We start from the raw sequence: 17565 nt of genomic DNA, 5'->3' as shown, positions 1-17565 counted from the left end.
AACGCGAAGCAGATTCCGTCGAGAGAACGTCAGCATCATGCACTCCCCGATATCCAAATCCATCCGGCACGTCATGCTATGCCGGTTCCAGTGGAGGAGACCATCAAATGGAGCCCGCTGAAACCATTATGAAAAGGACGGAACTTTCGTTTCCCGGAATGCCACGAGAACCTGACCGCCGGCCACCGCTGTTGCATAGTCTTGTTAATTCTGGCAACTGTCGGGCTACCGGTGGTTACCGCGTCGATAAGGTCCTGTGGACGGCGGTTGGCGACTCGCGTTGCTTCGGCGATGGTGATGGGCCGTCGATGCGGTGGTATCCGATGGGGGCCGGGCAGCTCGGCGCGCCCGGTCCGGGCATGCACGAGCCCGAACCCTCTACCGCTGGGACACCCGGCCCACCACCGGCCGCCTCAAGTGACACCTCTTGCCGGTCGCTCTGAGGGCGTTCCCATGAGCAGCCATGGCCGCCGATACCGTTCAGGTTCGTGTCGCACCGTGCTGGCCTGGCCCGTTTCGGACACTCATCCGCCCCAGCTCAGGTGGTGCAGCCGGTAACGCGCCTCACGGCTCGTCGGTTCATGCCTTGAATGCCCGGGAGGAGAGGCCGCAGGTGACGATTTTGTCGGCGACGTTGCCGCTCGCGCCCGCCTCGTAGGAGCAGGCCTTGATCTGGATCTCGGAGCCTTCCTTGAAGTTCATGTTGCAGCCGCCCTGGACATCTTTGCCGCGCTTCTCGACGCACGCGCCGCGGCGGTAGAGAGCGCCGTCCACGAAGTTCTGCCAGACGATGGCGGCGGAGTGGCCGTCCGCCGCCTCATCCACGAGTGTGAGTACATCTCCGTCCCTTTCGAAACAGCCGAACGCGACGAAGTCGAGGCTGGCGCATACGCCGCCGTCAACCGCCCGGGTGCCGGAGGCGATGGTCTCCACCCATGCGGGGGCAGCCGACGCGGGGGCTTGGCCCGCGGTGACGGCGACAGCCAGACCGGTCATGACGGAGGCGAGCAGTGTCCGGAACTTCATCGAGACTCCCAAGATCGACAGACCATGACGGTAGTACATGGACAGTCGACGGCGCGGCCTGCGATTCCCCGGAGTGCAGATCCGTTACGGTGGCGGCGCTGACACTCGCCGGCAGAGCGCCGCCGGGGACGGGGCCCCGGAACAACACCGGGGGCTCCGTCACTGGGGAAGGCGGGACTCCGATTGCGCGTACCCCCGAAAAAAGCGTCAGCGGAAGACCAAGCCGGCGCCGACCTCGAGGACCTGGCCGGTTATGGCGGCGGAGCCTTCCCCGGCCAGCAGCCGCACCGTCGCGACCAGATCGTCCGGAGTGAGTGCTCGGGGGATGGCCTGGCGGGAGACGACCGGGGTCTGGTGGTTGCCCACGCCGCGGCCGGCTGCGTGTTCGGCGCGTTCGAGTTCGTCTTCGCCTTCGGTGCGGATCGCGCCCGGGGAGAGGGCGTTCACGGTCACGCCGCCGGGGCCGAGCGCCCGGGCGAGGGAGCGGGTGAGGCCGATGAGGGCGGCTTTGCTGGACACGTAGGCGGGGCCGGACGGGCCGCCGAGCGCTACCGTCGGTGAGACCACGTTGATGATGCGGCCCCACCCGCGGGCGGACATCCCTGCTCCGAGCGCTTGGGCGAGCAACATCGGGGCGGTGACGTTGACGGCGAAGACCGCCTGCCATTCGTCGACGTTCATCGCGTCGATCGGGACGTTCGAGGCGCGGGCGGCGTTGTTGATGAGTACGTCAATGTTGCCCGCGCGATGGGCCAGATCGGTCACGGCGGACGAGTCGGCGAGGTCGGCGTCGAGGGTTTCGGCCTGTGCGCCGAGGTCGCGGCAGCGGCGGGCCACCTCTTCGGCCTCGGCGGTGGCGTCGAGGTGGTGCAGGAGCAGGGTGACGCCGGGGGCGGCGAGACCGGTGGCCAGGGCGGCGCCGATCCCACGCCGGGCGCCGGTGACGAGAATGCGCTGATCCATCCCGCCATCGTCGGGGAACCGGGGCGGGCCGCGCCACGTCTGAGCTGTTGTGCGTATACGACTGATCGCCGCGCTGCTGCTCCTCGGCGGTTGCGCGAGCCCGGAGATGGCAGCGAGCCCGGAACCGGAGATCCACAGCTCCTGGGAATCCTGCGGTGACGTGGCGAAGACGGATGAGGGCACGCTGCCGCACCTCGATGACAGCTTCCGGCCCGTCGCCGTCGTCATCTGCCGCGAGACTGATCGGGAACGGCCGGGCGGTGGCACCGAACGGGTCGCCGTCGAGGCCCGGGGCGACGACGTGAGTGCGCTGCTGCCGGCCCTACGGCTACCCGACGAGCCGGACACCGACCCCGGCACCCCCTGCACCGCGGACGGGCAGGTCGTCCTCTGGTTCGCGCTGCTCGACGCCGAGGGCCGTTGGATGCGCCCCGGCATCCCGGTCGACAGGTGCCACAAGTTCCGCACCGAGTTCACGACCGCCTACCAGAATCTGGCGACCCGCACGGTGAGCACGACGGTGGTCGGGCAGTTCACCTCCGACGAGGCCGCCGCGAGCGGATGCGACCAGGACCGGGCCTACTCCCCACCGTGTTCCGGCAGGGCAGCGACCGGCTGACCGCACTGCTGTTCTGGACCCGTTTCGTCATCAGGGTCCGCATGGTGACTTCAGCCGCCCATCCCGCCCGTAATCACCACACCCCCCACGGGTGTGGTGATTTGGGGCGTCCAGCGCGCCCGTATTCACCACACCCACAACAGCGTGGTGATTTCGGGTGTCCAGCGCGCCCGTAATCACCACACCGCCACGGGTGTGGTGAATTGGGGCGTCCAGCGCGCCCGAAATCACCACGCGGACGGGCTTCGCACCCTGACCACGACACGTGTCTAGCTCTTGGCGAGGATCGCCTTGGTGGGGTCGAGCAGCCCGGCATCGACGACCGCCCTGCTCATCGGCCGGGTCAGTTCGGCCAGCCGGGCGCAACCCTCCACGCCCAGCACCGTGTACGCGGGCACGGCCAGCCGGTCGGTCGTCGCCTCCACCCAGGCCCGCTGCGCCCGGCCGGAGTCGCTCAGCGCCGGCTCGTCGCCCTCGATCAACCCACGCTTGCGGAGGCCCTCGACGGCCGCCGACCACTGCTCGTCGCTCCACCCGCGACTGCGGCGCAGGAACTTCGCGGGCACCTCACCGGTCGCGGTGTGCAGGATCAGCGCCTCCAGCCCGGTCAGTCCGGCCATCAGCAGCGCGGCCAGGTGCCCGTCGCCGCGGAACTCCCGCAGCAGCGTCTGCGCGTGCCAGAGCACCGGCAGCGGTTCGTCCGGCCAGGTCAGCGTCGCGTGGGCGGCGAAGAGGACACGCCCTTCGGGGTACGCCGTAGCCGACTCCGCTGCCCGACGGGCGAGATCGGCGGCCTCGCGCATCTCGGCGGAGTCCACCCGGTCGCCGAGTGCCCGGGTCAGCGCCGCGACGGCGCCCTCCCGGCGGGCGGCGAGGACGGCCTGCGGTGTCGTCGTCTCCCACACGGCGGGCAGCGCGCGGGCGACCAACGCCGGGTTGAAGTTGAAGAAGGCCCCGGCGACCGCCCCGGCACCGACCGGGCCCATCGGCGCCGACCGGGACGCGAAGTATCCGGCCGCCGGGTCGATGCCCAGCGCCGCGTACCGCTCGTGGGCCTCCGGAACGAAATAGATCATCCCGTGCAGCGGTTCGGCGGCCCGCCAGGCGCGACGCCCGTGCACGGGTTCGATCGTGGACGGCGGCAGCCAGTCGGTCGGATCGGTCATGGCGTCACCTTCCGTCGGGACTGTTACCGCTCGGTAGCGTCGCACGCGGCTCCTGCCCGTGTCACCAACCGCCGCCGGACCCCGCCGATCGTCACCCGAATCCGCCTATGGGGAAGCCCGGCGGGTCGGCCGGTGATCTGTTCGCGGAGATGGCCGCCCGCCTGGCGCCGGCCACCTTCGACGCGGCGATGGAACGCCGGCCGGCAGCGACGTCACCGCCCGACCCGCACGCCGTGAGCGAACAGACGTTCGTGATGCTCGACCCGGCGCTGCCGCATGGAGTGTCATGAAACACTGTGGACGGGGCAACCGGGCCGCACGGGGATCGATAGCGTGGTCCTCGTGCATCTGCCGGAATCATTGCGCGAACTGATCGCCTCGGGCCCGCTGGTCCACCTCAGCACCGTCAACGCGGACGGCAGTCCGCAGGTCAGCGTCATCTGGATCGGCGTGGACGGCGACGACCTGGTGAGCGGCCACATGGGACGGTATGCGAAGCTGCGCAACATCGAACGTGACCCGCGAGTGGCGCTCTCCTTCGAGGGGCCGCGGGACCCGTCGGTCACGCTGAACCCCTACGCGGTGCTCTACGCGCATGCCACCGTCGAGCCGAGCGACCGTGCCTGGGACGTGCTCGACGACCTGACCAAGGTCTACCAGGGTCCGGACGTCACGTTCCCGGCACCGAAGGGCCCCGGTTACCTCATCCGTTACCGGGTGGAACGGATCAGCGGCGTCGGCCCCTGGACGGTCACTTCCGCTGAGCCCCGGCCGTGACGGCGGCGCCCTCGATCACCACGTCCAGGCAGTCCCGGAACAGGTCGTCCACGGTGCGGCCCGGCTCGAAATAGGCGGCGACCGCGGTCGGATGCCGTTCGGTGAACGCGGCCATGTCGAAACCCTTCAGCGTGTCGGCGTCCGGGCGGGGAGCCTGTTCCTCGAGGACGTGCCCGACGGTGAACCGTTCGACCGTCAGCACGATCACCCGGGCCTGCCGTAACGGGATGCCGCGCGCCACCAGGGTGCTCATGGCCAGTTCGGAGATCGCCGCCATGGTGTGCGAGAGCTGCGACGCGGAGACGACCCGGGCGCCGTCCGGGTGTGCCAGGAGCGCCCGGCGCAGTCGTCCGGCGAGGTCGCTGAGCCAGTCCTGCCAGTGCTGATCGGGCCCGGGCGGTGTCATCTCGCCGAACTCCTGGTCGAGGATCGCGTCGGCTATCGCGGTGACCAGGGCCGCCTTGTTCGGCAGATGCCAGTAGAGGGTCGGTGACCGCACGCCCAGCCGCGCGGCGAGCCGCCGCGTCGTCACACCGTCGAGGCCTTCGGCGTCGAGCAGGGCGACGGCCTCGGCGACGATGCGTTTTCTGTCCAGCGCCAATGCGGGTACCTCCCTCGGCACTCTATCAGCGATAGATTGGTCATCACCGAAGAGGGAACGCGCGCTGACCTCGCATGGCCGAGCGGGGCTGTACTCCGACAGAAGTCGAGAACGCCTCACCCACGGGGGGCAGTCGCTCAACACCGCTGGATCCCGGCCGAAGAGCAGAGGGGTATCGGAGCGAAAGAGGTGCAGGACGTGGGACTCGCCACGCTGTTCGACGACAGGTCGTTGCGTACCAAGATCAGCTCCGCCCTGGTGGTCGCGATGGCGAGCGGGGTGATCGTCGCCGTCGTCGCGGTCGTGGCGCAGCGTACGCAGACCGACGAGACCGCGGCGGCGCAGCGCAGAACACTGGCGGTGGCGACCGCGGCCGGATCGTTCGGGAAGAACCGTGAGGCGTACATCGGGTATTTGAACGCCTTGAAGCTGTATCCGAGTCTCACCGATTCGATCAACGAGCAGATCTCCGCGGCCGAGGAGGGTGCCAACGCCGCGTTGAGCAGCCTGGCGACCACGCTCGCCGGGGACAGCGCGGGCGCCGCCGCCACGGCCCAGGCGACCACGGACTGGCAGACCCTGCTGGAGTTCGAGAAGCAGGACTTCGGGAAGATGACCGCCGCCCAGCTGGCCGAGGCGTCGGACGCCTACAACAAGATCATCGCAAGTCTCGTCACCGACGAGACCGCGCTGCAGGACAGGGCCGGTGCCCTCTCCGAGGAGAGCATCGCCCATTCGCGGAGTTCCGGTACCCGCAACACCTGGACGGTGATCCTGCTGCTGGCGGCCGGGCTGCTGCTGAGCCTGCTGGTCGGTCTGCGGGTGGTGGGACGGATGAGCCGCGCGGTGCACGGGGTGTCCCGGCTGGCCAGCGGGATCGCCGAGGGCGACCTGACCGGATCCTCCGGAGTGACCAGCCGCGACGAGGTCGGCCGGATGGCCGCAGCGCTGGACGGCGCGGTCGGCCGCCTACGCCAGGACATGACCCAGCTCGCCGGAGCAGCCGGCACGCTGGGCAACGCGGCCGGGCGGCTGACCGCGGTCTCCGACGAGGTCGGCTCGGCCGCCTCCCAGGCGTCCTCCCAGGCCGGGGCGGTCTCGACGACCGCCGGTGACGTGTCCAGCAATCTGCGGGTGGTCTCGGACGGCTCGCACGAGATGGACTCGGCCATCCGTGACATCAGCGTGTCGACGACCGAGGCGTCCCAGGTCGCCGAGCAGGCCGTGCAGATGGCACAGCAGACCAACGAGATCGTCGCCCGGCTCGGCACGTCGTCGACCGAGATCGCCCAGGTGGTGAAGACGATCACCGCGATCGCCGAGCAGACCAACCTGCTCGCGCTGAACGCGACGATCGAGGCGGCCCGGGCCGGCGAGTCCGGCAAGGGCTTCGCCGTGGTCGCCGGCGAGGTCAAGGACCTGGCCCAGGAGACCGCGAAGGCAACCGAGGACATCTCCCGGCGGGTCGCCACGATCCAGTCCGACACCGAGGGCGCGGTCGGCGCGATCGGCGAGATCTCAGCGATCATCGAACGGATCAACGGGATCCAGACGACCATCGCCGCTGCGGTCGAGCAGCAGACCGCGACGACCCAGGAGATGAACCGGACCCTGTCGGAGGCGTCCGCCGGCGCCGACCGCATCGCCGAGACGATCCGCACCGTCTCGAACGCGACGGAACGAACCAACGGCGCGGCCGGCAACACCCGCGAGGCCGCCGACGAACTGGCCACCACCGCCGGCCAGTTGCAGGGACTGGTGTCGAAGTTCCGGTACTGACCGCACCCCCGGTCGCTCCCTACCGCAGCGACCACCGCGGTGCGGTCCGGGCGATCGTCACCCGCCTCCCCCGGCGGGACGGGCGTGGTACGGGTGACCGCAGGCCTGATACAGCATGGTCAGGGCTGCGGCGGACGCCGAACCCTCTTCGGCGGTGACCGTCACCAGGGACTGGTGAGGCTCCTGCGGCACCCGCAACGTCTGCTGCGCCACCGTCAGCTCGCCGACCAGTGGGTGTGTCAGGTCGTAGACGTCGCGCCCGCACGGCAGAACAGTGTGCTCCGCCCACATGGTGGCGAACTCCGGGCTCTCGATGGCCAGCTCGCCCACCAGCGCCGCCAGGCCCGCGTCCCCCGGGTTGCGGGCGGTCATCACGCGCAGGTTGCCGACGACCGCCCGGGCCTTGGTGTCCCAGTTGCGGTAGAGGCCCCGGGTGTGGGCGTCCAGGAAGACCAGCCGGGACATGTTGGGGCGGGTTTCCGGGCTGCCGGGGGCGGCGAAGTCGAGGTGCCCGGCGAGCAGGGCGTGTCCGGCCCGGTTCCAGCTGAGCACGTCGTTGCGGCGGCCCACGACCAGCGCCGGCACGTTGTGCATGGCGGCCAGCAGCGTACCCAGACCGGGGTCTGCTTCCTCGTCCGGTGGGATGGAGGTGCGCACCCGGCGGGGCACGGTGGCCGACAGGACGTGCAGGTGCTCGCGTTCGGCGGTGGTCAGCTGCAGGGCGCCGGCGATCGCGTCGAGGACCTCGGCGGAGGCGTTGAGTGACTGGCCCTGTTCGAGGCGGGTGTAGTAGCCGGCGCTGACCCCGGCGAGCATCGCCAGTTCCTCACGGCGCAGGCCGGGTACGCGACGCCGCTCCCCGTAGCGGGGCAGGCCGACGTCGTCGGGGCTGATCCGCGCCCGCCTGGCCTGGAGGAACTCGCCGAGCGGCGACTTGGCGTCCATGCCGGCAAGTATGCGCGGCTCCCGGGCCCGGCTGCCTGCACCTGTCAGGTGTAGGCAAGAGCGGGTCTGGTTGGCCGGTCCCGGCACTCCCCAGGATTCTCGGCATGACTGCTGTTTCCGCCATCTTCACCACCGCCCACCCCGCGAAGAACCCGGCTGGGGAGATCGCATGACCGACACGATCCAGCTGGGCGACGTGACCGTCACCAGGGTGTGGGAGTACTACGGCACCGTCGAGATGACACCGGGCCAATTCTTCCCGGACAGCTCGGCGGAGCCCTGGGAGGGCATCGACCCGGCGTTCCTCGACCCGGCCATGAACATCGTCAACTCGGCGATCCAGACCTGGGTGCTGCGCAGCGAGGGCAGGACCATCCTGGTCGACACCGGCGTCGGCAACCACAAGGAGCGGCCCTACGCCCCGGTGTGGGCCCACCACGACTCGGACTTCCTGGGCAACCTGGCCCGCGCGGGTGTCCGCCCCCAGGACGTCGACGTCGTCGTCAACACGCACCTGCACATCGACCACGTGGGCTGGAACACCTACCTGGACGACCGCGAGTGGGTGCCGACGTTCCCCAACGCCACCTACCTGATGCCGAAGGCCGACTTCACGTTCTGGGATCCGGCGAACGACAACCCGACGGTTCTCGGGCGGGGCAACCAGAACGTCTTCGAGGACAGCGTGGCGCCCGTACACCAGGCAGGTCAGACCTTGCTCTGGGAGGGTGGCCACCGCATCGACGGCAACCTGGCGCTGGAGCCGGCGCCCGGGCACACCCCGGGTTCCAGCGTGCTGACGCTCACCTCCGGGACCGACCGTGCGCTGTTCGTGGGTGACCTCATGCACAGCCCCGTGCAGATCCTCGAACCGCACGTCAACAGCTGCTTCTGCGAGGATCCGCAGGGCGCGATCGCCACCCGCCGCCGTCTGCTGGGCCAGGCCGCGGACACCGGCGCGCTGGTCGTACCCGCGCATTTCCCCGGCGGCGGCGCGCTGGAGGTCTCCCGCGACGGTGACCGGTTCGGCATCAAGGAATGGGCGCCGTTCCGTTGACCGTCATCACCACCACCACAGGCAAGATCAACGGCTTCTTCAACATTCCGTACGCCGCAAAGCCCACCGGCGCGGCCCGGTTCGCGGCTCCGCAGCCGCACGAGCCGTGGGACGGTGTGCGTGACTGCACCGCGTTCGGGCCGAACGCGCCCCAGTCACCACGCCGACTCGGCGACGTCGACATGACGCACTACTTCGGCGACGGCTGGCACCGGGGCGACGACTACCTGACCGTCAACATCTGGACCCCGGACGCCCACGGTTCGGGCGCGCCAGTGATGGTGTTCGTCCACGGCGGCGGGTTCGTCGCCGGCTCCAACCGGGCCGCCCAGTACGACGGCACCGCGTTCGCCCGGGACGGCGTCGTGCTGGTCACCGTCAACTACCGGCTCGGGATCGCCGGTTTCCTGGACCTTCCGGGCGCGGCCGCCAACCGGGGGCTGCTCGACGTCGTCGCCGCGCTGCGCTGGGTCCGGGACAACATCGCGGCGTTCGGCGGCGACCCGGACAACGTCACGCTGTTCGGGCAGTCCGCCGGCGCCACCATCGTCGGCGGGATCCTCGCCACCGCGGAGGCGGCCGGACTGTTCCGCCGGGCGATCGTCCAGAGCGGCAGCGGGCTGGGCGCGTTCAGCCCGGAACAGGCCGCCCGGGTCACCGCCGCCGCGGCCCGGGAACTGGGCGTCGCACCGACCGTCGAGGCGTTCGCGGAGATCCCCGACGAGCGCCTGGTCGACGCGGCCGGAGCACTGGCCGGGATCGACCTGCGGACGGCGGCCGACACCGATCCGCTGATCGGGCTCAGCCCGTTCAGCCTGGTGCTGGAGCGGCAACCGGCCGACGCCCGCGTCGTCGACGCCGAACTGCTGATCGGGACCAACACCGAGGAGGGCAACCTCTATCTGATCCCGGTCGGCAGGTACGACGGCTCGACCAGCGCCGACGTGCTGGCCGCCGCAACGGCGGTACATCGCGAACCGGAGCGGCTCGTCGCGGCATACCGCGCACATCGCCCGAAGGCCACCGAGGCCGAGTTGCGGTCGGCCATCATGGGCGACGCGCTGTTCGGCGCCGGCACCTGGGCGCTGGCCGACACCAGGACCCGATCAGCAACCTGGATGTACGAGTTCGGCCATCGCGACGAACGTCTCGGCGCCGCCCACACGATCGAGCTGCCGTTCGTCTTCGGCCCCGGCCCCATGCACGACGCGTGGGTCCGGTTCGCCCGCACCGGTGACCCCGGCTGGCCGCCGTACTCCCCGGGCCGTCGCACCACGATGCACATCGGCCGGACGTGGCAGCAGGTCGACGACCCGCGCGGGCCGGAACGCCGGGCGTGGCGGCGGACCATGCAGTCGCCGCCGGGCGTGTTGGACTGACCGATGGTGCTGCTCGCGCCGTTCCTGGCGGTCTTCGACTATTTCGCGATGAGCACGGTCGCGCCGCTGGTGTGGCAGCACCCCGAACTCATCCTGGCCGTCTTCTCCACCGTGTACGCCGCCGGCCTGGTCACCGGCGGCGTGCTCGCGACAGCCCGCGCGTTTCCGCCGCCTTCTTCGCCTTCTTCATCCCTCGACCCGGCCGGGCTCACGCTCGGCGTTCTGCTACCGCTGTCAGTGCTGGGACCACTCACTCTGGTACGCCTCACCGACGTCACGCCACTGTTCCTGCTGTTCGCGCTGACCGTGGTGCCGCTCGGTGTCGCGTACCGGAGAAGGGCCCGGCGGGTGTTCGCAAACCGGACGGCTCTGCTGGCGGCGGTGGGTACGGGGGCGGCGTACGCGGGACAGGCGGCCGTTCTCCTCCTGGCGGCCCCGCGGCCGGAGGCGGTCGGGTACGGGATCGCCTTCGCGGTGTTCTCGCTGCTGCGCCGCCCGATCCCGCAGGCCGCGGTGACGGTTACGGCCCTGACGCTGCTCGCGGTCGCCGGCTACTCCGGGATCCCGCTCGTGCTGTGCGGTGCTGCGATGGGAGCGATCCTGCCCCGGCTGACCGCGAGTGCCCTCTCCGGCGCCGTGCCGGGTGCGGCCTCGGGCGCCCTCGCCACCGTGCAGCAGTTCGCCGCGGCCGCAGCCGTCACCCTCACCGGCTGGCTCCGCTGACCGGACAGCGGTGACGTCACACCGCCACCCATTTTCAGCATTTCTCATTCCATCATTTTTTCGACGATATGAATCGTCGCATTCAACGTCTGTATATCACTGCAGATGATGCGAGCACGATTGACAACGACACTCCCGTTCTCCGCGGAGCCTGAGATGGTTCCATGTCCGATGGTTTCATGCCGCCCAACGATCTCCCGGCTCGACAGGCGTTGCGGAATGATGCTTGCATCGAGCAGAACCCTTGACTTCTTCGAATTCTTCGACAGATCGAAGTACCTTTCCGGTCCCATATCGGCAAAAGCCCGGTTCGAGGGGACGATAATGGTCGCTTCCTGCATCGAGTCCACTTCGCTCCGGGCGCCTGTCAAACGCAGCACGTCACCCATCATTGAGTAATCAAAGTTTTCCTCGAGGGCAGTGCCGGCTGATTTTTTTGCCATCAGACGCAAATTCGTCAGCGTTGCCGGCGCGAGAGCCTCCGTGTCGCAGACAGATTCCTTCGGGATCACCTCTGCGGGAGGGCTCGCCGTGGAGACTCGGGTGTCAACCCTTTGGGTGACACAACCATAAAGTGCGGTTGATACGACAACCGCCAACCATGCACCTAAGCGCCTGAAACACATGGACCGCGCCCACCATCCTGATATCCCGGCCACCCGATGCCGCAAACGAGCCCGCATACGACAACACCTCAGACACCCTCGGCCAGGGCACCAGATATTGGTCACCCAGGCCCTCACATACCCTCGAATTCGCTAGCCAGATATTACCCCCTTAAGGGCTGAAAATCCCCTTTTCGGACAACTCTCCACCGCCCGCAGCGCTCAGCGGCAGCGGCATTCGGATTGCTACGGTCGGCCAGCAACGTGTAAAGGCGTGCATCCTGGACATCAACGCCTGGCACCGCCGCCGTGGTGACATGCCCGTGGCGGGCTACCGCAGTTGTGCCGGCTGTCGTCCGGCTCGGGGCCAAGGACATCGGTGAACGGGACAGCACTGACGTCCGGTCGGTGCTGCGCGTTCGCCGTCGCCACCCGCATTCCGGGCAGCGCGACCACCACCCCACCACCACAGGGGGGAGCCGCTCGCACACACCCGTGCGCGATGATCCACAACGAGACCGACACCTACCCGGTGAACGTTCGTGGACACCGCATTAGAGTCTCGCCTCACTGTCCTCAATGCACGGTGGGAGTGAGATGCGACGCCCGTCCCCGATCGCGGCCACGGCGCTGTCCGTGGTGCTGGCTCTGTTGACCAACCTGGCCACCGGCACGATCGAGGTGGCCGGACCGTGGGGTGTCACGGGGGTGTGGGTGCTCACCGCGCTGTGTGGTCTCGCCGCGCTGGTCGTCGAGGTGCGGCACCGGCGGCAGTGGGCCGTGCCGCACTGGGGCGACGACCGGGACAGCACCCTGGATCAGCTCGCCCAGGCGGTCGACCTGCAATGGCGTACCGCGGAACGCCAGCGCCGCATCAACGACCCGGTGGCGTTGCCGGTCCGCTGGGTGACCGCGCCCGCCACGGTCATGGATCACTGGGCGAACATCGGGCTGGCACCGGCCGGGCAGGACGCCGGGCCGCTCGACCTGGACGGTGACCTGGACCGGCTCGCCGACGTCTACCAGCGGATCCCGTCCGGCCGGCTGGTGCTGCTCGGCCCGGTCGGCAGCGGCAAGTCGGTCCTCGCCGCCCGTCTCGCGCTGCAGTTGCTGGAACGCCGCGAGCCCGGTGGCGCGGTGCCGGTGGTGTTGAGTGTCGCCTCGTGGACGCCGGTGAACGACGGGCACACCGACGGGCAGTCCCTGCCGGAGTGGATCGCCGGCCGACTGGTCCGCGACCATCCCGGGCTCGCGGGCGCGGCCGGTGACGGGCGCAGCACCGCGCGGATGCTGATCGACGACGGGCACCTGCTGCCGATCCTCGACGGCCTGGACGAGATGCCGGCCGGCCTGCACGCCTGGGCGCTGCGTGGGATCGGCGAGGCGGGACTGCCGGTCGTGCTCACGAGCCGGCCCCACGAGTACGCCGAAGCGGTGTCCGCCACCGCCCCGCTGGCCCGGGCCGCCGTCGTGGAGGTGCAGCCGCTCTCCGGCGACGACCTGCTGGTGTACCTGCCCCGGTCGGCGAGCCCGGCACGCGGCGACGACTGGACGTCGATGCTGCACGGCCTCGACGAGGACGCCCCGGTGCGCCGGGCGCTGGCCAACCCGCTGATGGCACACCTGGCCCGGGTGGTCTACGCGGAGTCGGGCCACCGTCCGCCGGCCGAGTTGCTCGCCTTCTCCCGGGTGGCCGAGGTCGAACGGCACCTGCTGGGGGCGTACCTCCCGGCGGTCTACCCGCACCGGTCACGGCGGGCCGTGCAGGGCTGGCTGTCGACGCTGGCCCGCTACGCCCAGCACCGCCGCTCCCCCGACCTGGAGTGGTGGCGGCTGTCCCAGGCCGTGTCGCTGCCGGTCGCGGTGCTGCTGTACTTCCTGCTCATCGGCGGGCTGACCGGTACCTTCCTGCTGCTGGGTCACGCCGGGCACCTCGATCAGATCCCCGTTCGGGGGTACGCCGTGGACGCCGTCCTCCGGTACGGCCTGGCCGGCATCCTCCCCGTCGGCTACGCGTTGTTCACGGCCCGGTCCGGCGCGGTCGGGCGTACCCGCTTCCTTGTCGTCTGTGTTCTGTGGGCGTTCGCCGGGGCCGTGGCCGGCACGCTGGCCACCCGCCTGCGCTGGTATCTGGAGTACGGTCCCGAGGTGTTCCTGGGGCAGCAGGGCATCCAGACGACCGTGATCGGCGCGGTCGCGTCGGCGGCACTGCTGGGTCCGATCGCCGGTCTCGCCCTCGGTATCGCCGGCCCGCGGCCCCGGCCCAGCGCGACCCGGCTCGGCGTGCACAGCCGGCCCGAGCGGCTGCTGCGGTCGGTGCTGACCGGCGGCGCCCTCGGCTGCGCGGCGACGCTGTTCTACTGGCTGGCCACAGAGGCCGTCTTCCGGGCCGCCGGAACCTCCGGGATCCTGGCGGTCGGCATGGACGCGATGCTGTTCGACCTGGTGGACCGGCCGCTGCTGCTGCTCGGCCTGGGCGCGGCCCTCGGCATGGTGTGCGGCCTGGCCGTCGGCTCGCGGGTGCCGCTGGACGTCTGCGAGGAGGTCGGCCCGCTCCGGTCGCTGTCCCTGGCACGGACCAGCGCGCTGCTGCAGATGCTGCTGATCGGGATGGTCGCCTCGGCCGCCATCGGTATCGCCACGGCGTTCGCCGACCCGTCCGCGTCGCCCTGGCAGGGGCTGACGTCCGGGATGCTGCTGGCGCTGCTGTTCGGCCTCTGCGCCACCGTGTGGGGGCAGTGGCTGATCCTGGTCCGGGTGTGGTTGCCGCTGACCGGCCGGTTGCCGTGGCGGCCGACCCGGTTCCTCGCCGACGCGTACGAGCGCGGCGTGCTGCGCCAGTCCGGCACGGCGTGGCAGTTCCGGCACGCCCGCCTGCAGGAACACCTGGCCGTCACGCCGACCGCCGACGACACCGGGGCCGAGGCGGAACGCCGGAGGGCCGCTTCACGGCGGTGACGGCCCGACTGCGGTACTTCGACCGGGCCGTCGGCCAGCGGGCTTTCGTTCACTCGTACCCGATGAATCAGGAGATCAGGCTGTCGCTCCAGATCCAGAGTCCGATCGCGGCGGCAGCGATGGCCAGGTTGACCCAGTGCACTCCGAGTCGACGGCGGCCGTCGTCCGGCAGCCGTCCCACCTGTTCCAGCGCCCCTGCCAGCCAGCGCAACGCATCCCGGTCGGCGCGACGGTGGAAGAAGGACTGCAGCGCGGCCATGTCCACTGCGGGATGCCCCTGAACGGCGATGAAGCTGTCGTTCGGGCTCTCCGGGTCGGGGAAGGTGGCGATGCTGCGGGCGATCCGCCAGCGATGGAAGGTGTTGTTGACCACCACCTCGGCGGGTGTGACGACAACGCTGACCGCGGGCCCGAACAGGAAGAGGATGAGGCCGACGGGTCCGATGATGGAGATGGCGAGCATCGTCTCGCCGGGCCACTCCAGCCAGAGAACACCTACCATCACGACGGCCCAAAGTCCGAGAAGGATCAGGACCTGGCCGTCGCGTCGCCGATACACCCGCCGCGTGTGAGACACGGCGGGATCGTAGAGGATGAGCGTAGCCACAGCGGCGGCCACATCACCCCGGGCTCCTCGGTCGTCCCTCGCCGGCGCGAGCCTGATCACGACCATTGGAGTGCGCCACCGGCGCCGAGGATGCACGGTTCGCCGCGGCCGCCTGTCGACGAACGCCCAGCGCGGCTTCCGTCCACCCCTACCCGCCAGCCGGAAGGGAACCATTCAGGGTGATCCTCAGTGGAATTGCGGCAACCAATCCGTTCCTTTCTATTTGCGATTCTCATCCCATTTTGATCGGTAAGGCGCGTGTCCACGGCCGGGCGCCAATAGCCTGAATCGCCTATGTCCACCGCCTCACTCATGGGAGTCGAAGTGTCGAAGAGGAAAGTGTTGCTGTCGGGGGCCGCGGCCGTGGCGTTCGGGGCCGGGATCCTGGGTGTGGTGCCCGCCGCTTCCGCCGACGACAGCCCGAACGACAACAACCTGATCGGCCCGGTTCCGAAGAGCTGCCAGGTGGCCGGCAAGAACGTCGACGTCAAGGTCTGGCTGCGCTGGAAGCCGCAGAGCACCGACTACCGCGTTGATCGCCTCTGGTGGGACGCCGACTTCACGGCGGCGAAGCTGACCGTGACGTCGAGGACCACGGACGGCAGCGACATCGACGACATCCGCTCCTGGGGCGGGACGACGGCCACCGAACACGACGTGGCGGCCAAGGGCGACACCGGCCACAACTGGGAGCAGACCTGGCACAAGATCTCACACAACCAGGTACGCGTCCGCTTCTACCTGAACGCGGAGCGGTCATGCTGGGTGAACATCAAGCCCAGCACGTACTGGTGAACCGCCGGCCCGGCCCGGCCGACGAGATCCTCGACACCATCCGGGTGACCGCCGACCGGTAGCCGGGATGTCACGGGATGGATCCGGACCGGCAAGCTGGGCTGACCGGTGTGGCGTCCGCCGTCGCGGACGCCACACCGAGCCGTTCAGGAGAGGGGCGACCGTCCTGCCGGTGGCACCGTCGAGGCGGTCCCGGTACTGACCTCGGAGGAGTTCAGAACGCTACGGCGATGGCGGCTACGCCCGGTGCGACGGCTGCGGGCCGGTCCGTCGCCCGGGCTCAGGCCGACGCCCGCGGCAGGTGCCCGTCCCATGGGCGCACCCGGTTGACCAGCGGCAGCCCGGCGAAGTAGCGCCGTGCCTGCTCGCCCGCGAGCCGATAGACCCGATCGTGCATGCTCTCGGTGAGGGCGGCGACGTGTGGGGTGATGAGTACGTTCGGGATCGCCCACAGCGGGTCGGACGGCGGCAGCGGCTCGGGGTCGGTGACGTCCAGCACGGCTGACAACCGTCCGGATTCGAGTTCGCGGTACAGGGCTGCGGCATCGGCCACCGGCCCGCGGGCAGCGTTGACCAGCAGCGCGCCGTCCGGCATCGCGGCCAGGAAGGCTGGTCCGGCCAGTCCACGTGTCTCGTCGGTCAGAGGTACCAGCAGTACCACCACATCGGCACGGGGCAGAAGGTCCGGCAGATCAGCGACAGCGCGTACCCCGTCCGCCGGGCGCGCCGTACGGGCGACCATCGTCACCTCCACCTCGAAAGGGCCGAGGCGGCGCGCGACCGCTGAGCCGATGTTGCCCGCGCCCACGATCAGTACACGCCTGCCCGCCAGTTCCCCGGTGGGGGCCGGCGCGTCGTGTGCCCACCGGCGTTCCGCCTGCGCCCGCTGGAACTGCGGGAAGGAGCGAAGGCTGGTGAGGATCGCGGTGATCACCCATTCCGCGGTGGCCGAGTCATGGACTCCGCGGGCGTCGCAGAGTGTGATCCGGGAGTCCGGGAGGGGCGTCCAGGCGTCCGATCCTGAACTGGGTAGTTGCAGCACACGCAGGTCGGGCAGCCGCCCCACGAGGGTGTGCATCGGCGCCTGGTTCAAGAAGGTGGGCATCCAGAACTCCACACCGCCGGGTTCCGACGGCAACAGATCCGGATGGTCCGCCACCTCGACGAGCACGTTGTCCGGTAGTCCGTGGAAGTAGGCGAGGCCGGACTTGTGTGGTATCCAAAGTTTGCGGGGTGTCGGCCCGGCAGCGGCGCCGGGCGGCGTTCCTACTATCAGCACGGCATCACCGTCGCCGATCGCATTGATCATGTGACAGGTCAGCGATGCTCGGCTCGTTCAGACGGACGGTCCCAGGCTTGAACGGCCCACGTCCGCCGGCCGGACCGGCCGTGCGGGCCCGACAGCGACGGCAACGACAGTCAGCGCCGCCTGGTGACGATCCAGGCGGCGCTGAGTCAGCACACGGAGTGCTGGTACCTCGCCGGCCGCGAGAACGACATGACCGGTGTGTCCAGCGGAGTCAGCCCGGGGCCCGGGTCAACGGTGCGAGCCCCGCCACCGGTGG

17 protein-coding genes are annotated in these 17565 nt (G+C 69.9%); 9 read left to right on the top strand and 8 right to left on the bottom strand.

What is annotated here, in order from left to right:
* Positions 1–579: 579 nt before the first annotated feature.
* Both QSK32_RS41325 and QSK32_RS41320 read right to left on the bottom strand, forming a co-directional pair.
* Positions 580–1026, bottom strand: coding sequence for a hypothetical protein (locus QSK32_RS41325; RefSeq protein ID WP_285475043.1), 447 nt, complete (start codon positions 1024–1026; stop codon positions 580–582).
* Positions 1027–1233: 207 nt separating this feature from the next.
* Positions 1234–1989, bottom strand: coding sequence for an SDR family NAD(P)-dependent oxidoreductase (locus tag QSK32_RS41320; protein ID WP_285475042.1), 756 nt, complete (start codon positions 1987–1989; stop codon positions 1234–1236).
* Positions 1990–2038: 49 nt separating this feature from the next.
* Between QSK32_RS41320 and QSK32_RS41315 the strand changes: the two genes are divergently transcribed.
* Positions 2039–2608: a hypothetical protein gene (locus tag QSK32_RS41315; RefSeq protein ID WP_285475041.1), complete on the top strand. Its 570-nt coding sequence runs from the start codon at positions 2039–2041 to the stop codon at positions 2606–2608.
* 269 nt (positions 2609–2877) lie between these two features.
* Here the strand turns inward: QSK32_RS41315 and QSK32_RS41310 are convergent, their stop codons facing one another.
* Positions 2878–3774 (bottom strand): SCO6745 family protein, encoded by an 897-nt coding sequence (locus tag QSK32_RS41310; protein WP_285475040.1) that lies wholly within the window; start codon positions 3772–3774, stop codon positions 2878–2880.
* Positions 3775–3881: 107 nt separating this feature from the next.
* Here QSK32_RS41310 and QSK32_RS41305 point away from each other — a divergent pair, with 107 nt between their 5' ends.
* Together QSK32_RS41305 and QSK32_RS41300 are read left to right on the top strand one after the other, a co-directional pair.
* Entirely contained in the window at positions 3882–4064 is a 183-nt protein-coding gene (locus tag QSK32_RS41305; protein WP_285475039.1) for a hypothetical protein, read from the top strand.
* Between the two features lie 52 nt (positions 4065–4116).
* Entirely contained in the window at positions 4117–4551 is a 435-nt protein-coding gene (locus QSK32_RS41300; RefSeq protein ID WP_045743973.1) for a PPOX class F420-dependent oxidoreductase, read from the top strand.
* Here QSK32_RS41300 and QSK32_RS41295 read toward each other — a convergent pair.
* Positions 4526–5152 carry a TetR/AcrR family transcriptional regulator C-terminal domain-containing protein gene (locus QSK32_RS41295; protein WP_045743945.1) on the bottom strand — a complete coding sequence of 209 codons (627 nt, stop codon included), beginning with the start codon at positions 5150–5152 and terminating at the stop codon, positions 4526–4528. The genes QSK32_RS41300 and QSK32_RS41295 overlap by 26 nt on opposite strands.
* 198 nt (positions 5153–5350) lie before the next feature.
* On the opposite strand from QSK32_RS41295, the gene QSK32_RS41290 reads away from it, so the two are divergent.
* Positions 5351–6931, top strand: a complete 1581-nt coding sequence (locus tag QSK32_RS41290) for a methyl-accepting chemotaxis protein (RefSeq protein ID WP_285475038.1) — start codon at positions 5351–5353, stop codon at positions 6929–6931.
* Positions 6932–6988: 57 nt separating this feature from the next.
* Here QSK32_RS41290 and QSK32_RS41285 read toward each other — a convergent pair whose 3' ends face one another.
* Entirely contained in the window at positions 6989–7876 is an 888-nt protein-coding gene (locus QSK32_RS41285; protein ID WP_285475037.1) for a helix-turn-helix domain-containing protein, read from the bottom strand.
* Positions 7877–8045: 169 nt separating this feature from the next.
* On the opposite strand from QSK32_RS41285, the gene QSK32_RS41280 reads away from it, so the two are divergent.
* Genes QSK32_RS41280 through QSK32_RS41270 form a run of 3 tightly spaced genes read left to right on the top strand, consistent with a single transcriptional unit; the run spans position 8046 to position 11035 of the window.
* Entirely contained in the window at positions 8046–8933 is an 888-nt protein-coding gene (locus QSK32_RS41280; protein WP_285475036.1) for an MBL fold metallo-hydrolase, read from the top strand.
* Entirely contained in the window at positions 8930–10312 is a 1383-nt protein-coding gene (locus QSK32_RS41275) for a carboxylesterase/lipase family protein (protein WP_285475035.1), read from the top strand. The genes QSK32_RS41280 and QSK32_RS41275 overlap by 4 nt, the downstream gene beginning before the upstream one ends.
* Before the next feature lie 3 nt (positions 10313–10315).
* Positions 10316–11035 carry a hypothetical protein gene (locus QSK32_RS41270; protein WP_285475034.1) on the top strand — a complete coding sequence of 240 codons (720 nt, stop codon included), beginning with the start codon at positions 10316–10318 and terminating at the stop codon, positions 11033–11035.
* 44 nt (positions 11036–11079) lie between these two features.
* Here QSK32_RS41270 and QSK32_RS41265 read toward each other — a convergent pair whose 3' ends face one another.
* Complete coding sequence (locus QSK32_RS41265) at positions 11080–11634, bottom strand: fasciclin domain-containing protein (RefSeq protein WP_285475033.1); 555 nt, start codon at positions 11632–11634, stop codon at positions 11080–11082.
* 603 nt (positions 11635–12237) lie between these two features.
* Between QSK32_RS41265 and QSK32_RS41260 the strand changes: the two genes are divergently transcribed.
* Positions 12238–14598 carry an NACHT domain-containing protein gene (locus QSK32_RS41260; RefSeq protein WP_285475032.1) on the top strand — a complete coding sequence of 787 codons (2361 nt, stop codon included), beginning with the start codon at positions 12238–12240 and terminating at the stop codon, positions 14596–14598.
* Positions 14599–14665: 67 nt separating this feature from the next.
* Here the strand turns inward: QSK32_RS41260 and QSK32_RS41255 are convergent, their stop codons facing one another.
* Positions 14666–15217 (bottom strand): hypothetical protein, encoded by a 552-nt coding sequence (locus QSK32_RS41255; protein WP_285475031.1) that lies wholly within the window; start codon positions 15215–15217, stop codon positions 14666–14668.
* A 312-nt stretch (positions 15218–15529) separates the two neighbouring features.
* Here QSK32_RS41255 and QSK32_RS41250 point away from each other — a divergent pair, with 312 nt between their 5' ends.
* A complete protein-coding gene (locus QSK32_RS41250) occupies positions 15530–16000 on the top strand; it encodes a hypothetical protein (RefSeq protein WP_157411165.1) in 471 nt (156 codons plus the stop codon).
* Between the two features lie 280 nt (positions 16001–16280).
* On the opposite strand, the gene QSK32_RS41245 is transcribed toward QSK32_RS41250, so the two are convergent.
* Positions 16281–17309, bottom strand: a complete 1029-nt coding sequence (locus QSK32_RS41245) for a 2-hydroxyacid dehydrogenase (protein WP_285475030.1) — start codon at positions 17307–17309, stop codon at positions 16281–16283.
* Between the last annotated feature and the right edge of the window lie 256 nt (positions 17310–17565).

It is taken from the genome of Actinoplanes sp. NBRC 101535 (assembly GCF_030269225.1).
GTDB lineage: Bacteria > Actinomycetota > Actinomycetes > Mycobacteriales > Micromonosporaceae > Actinoplanes > Actinoplanes rectilineatus.
This window is presented reverse-complemented; position numbering and strand designations above follow the sequence as displayed.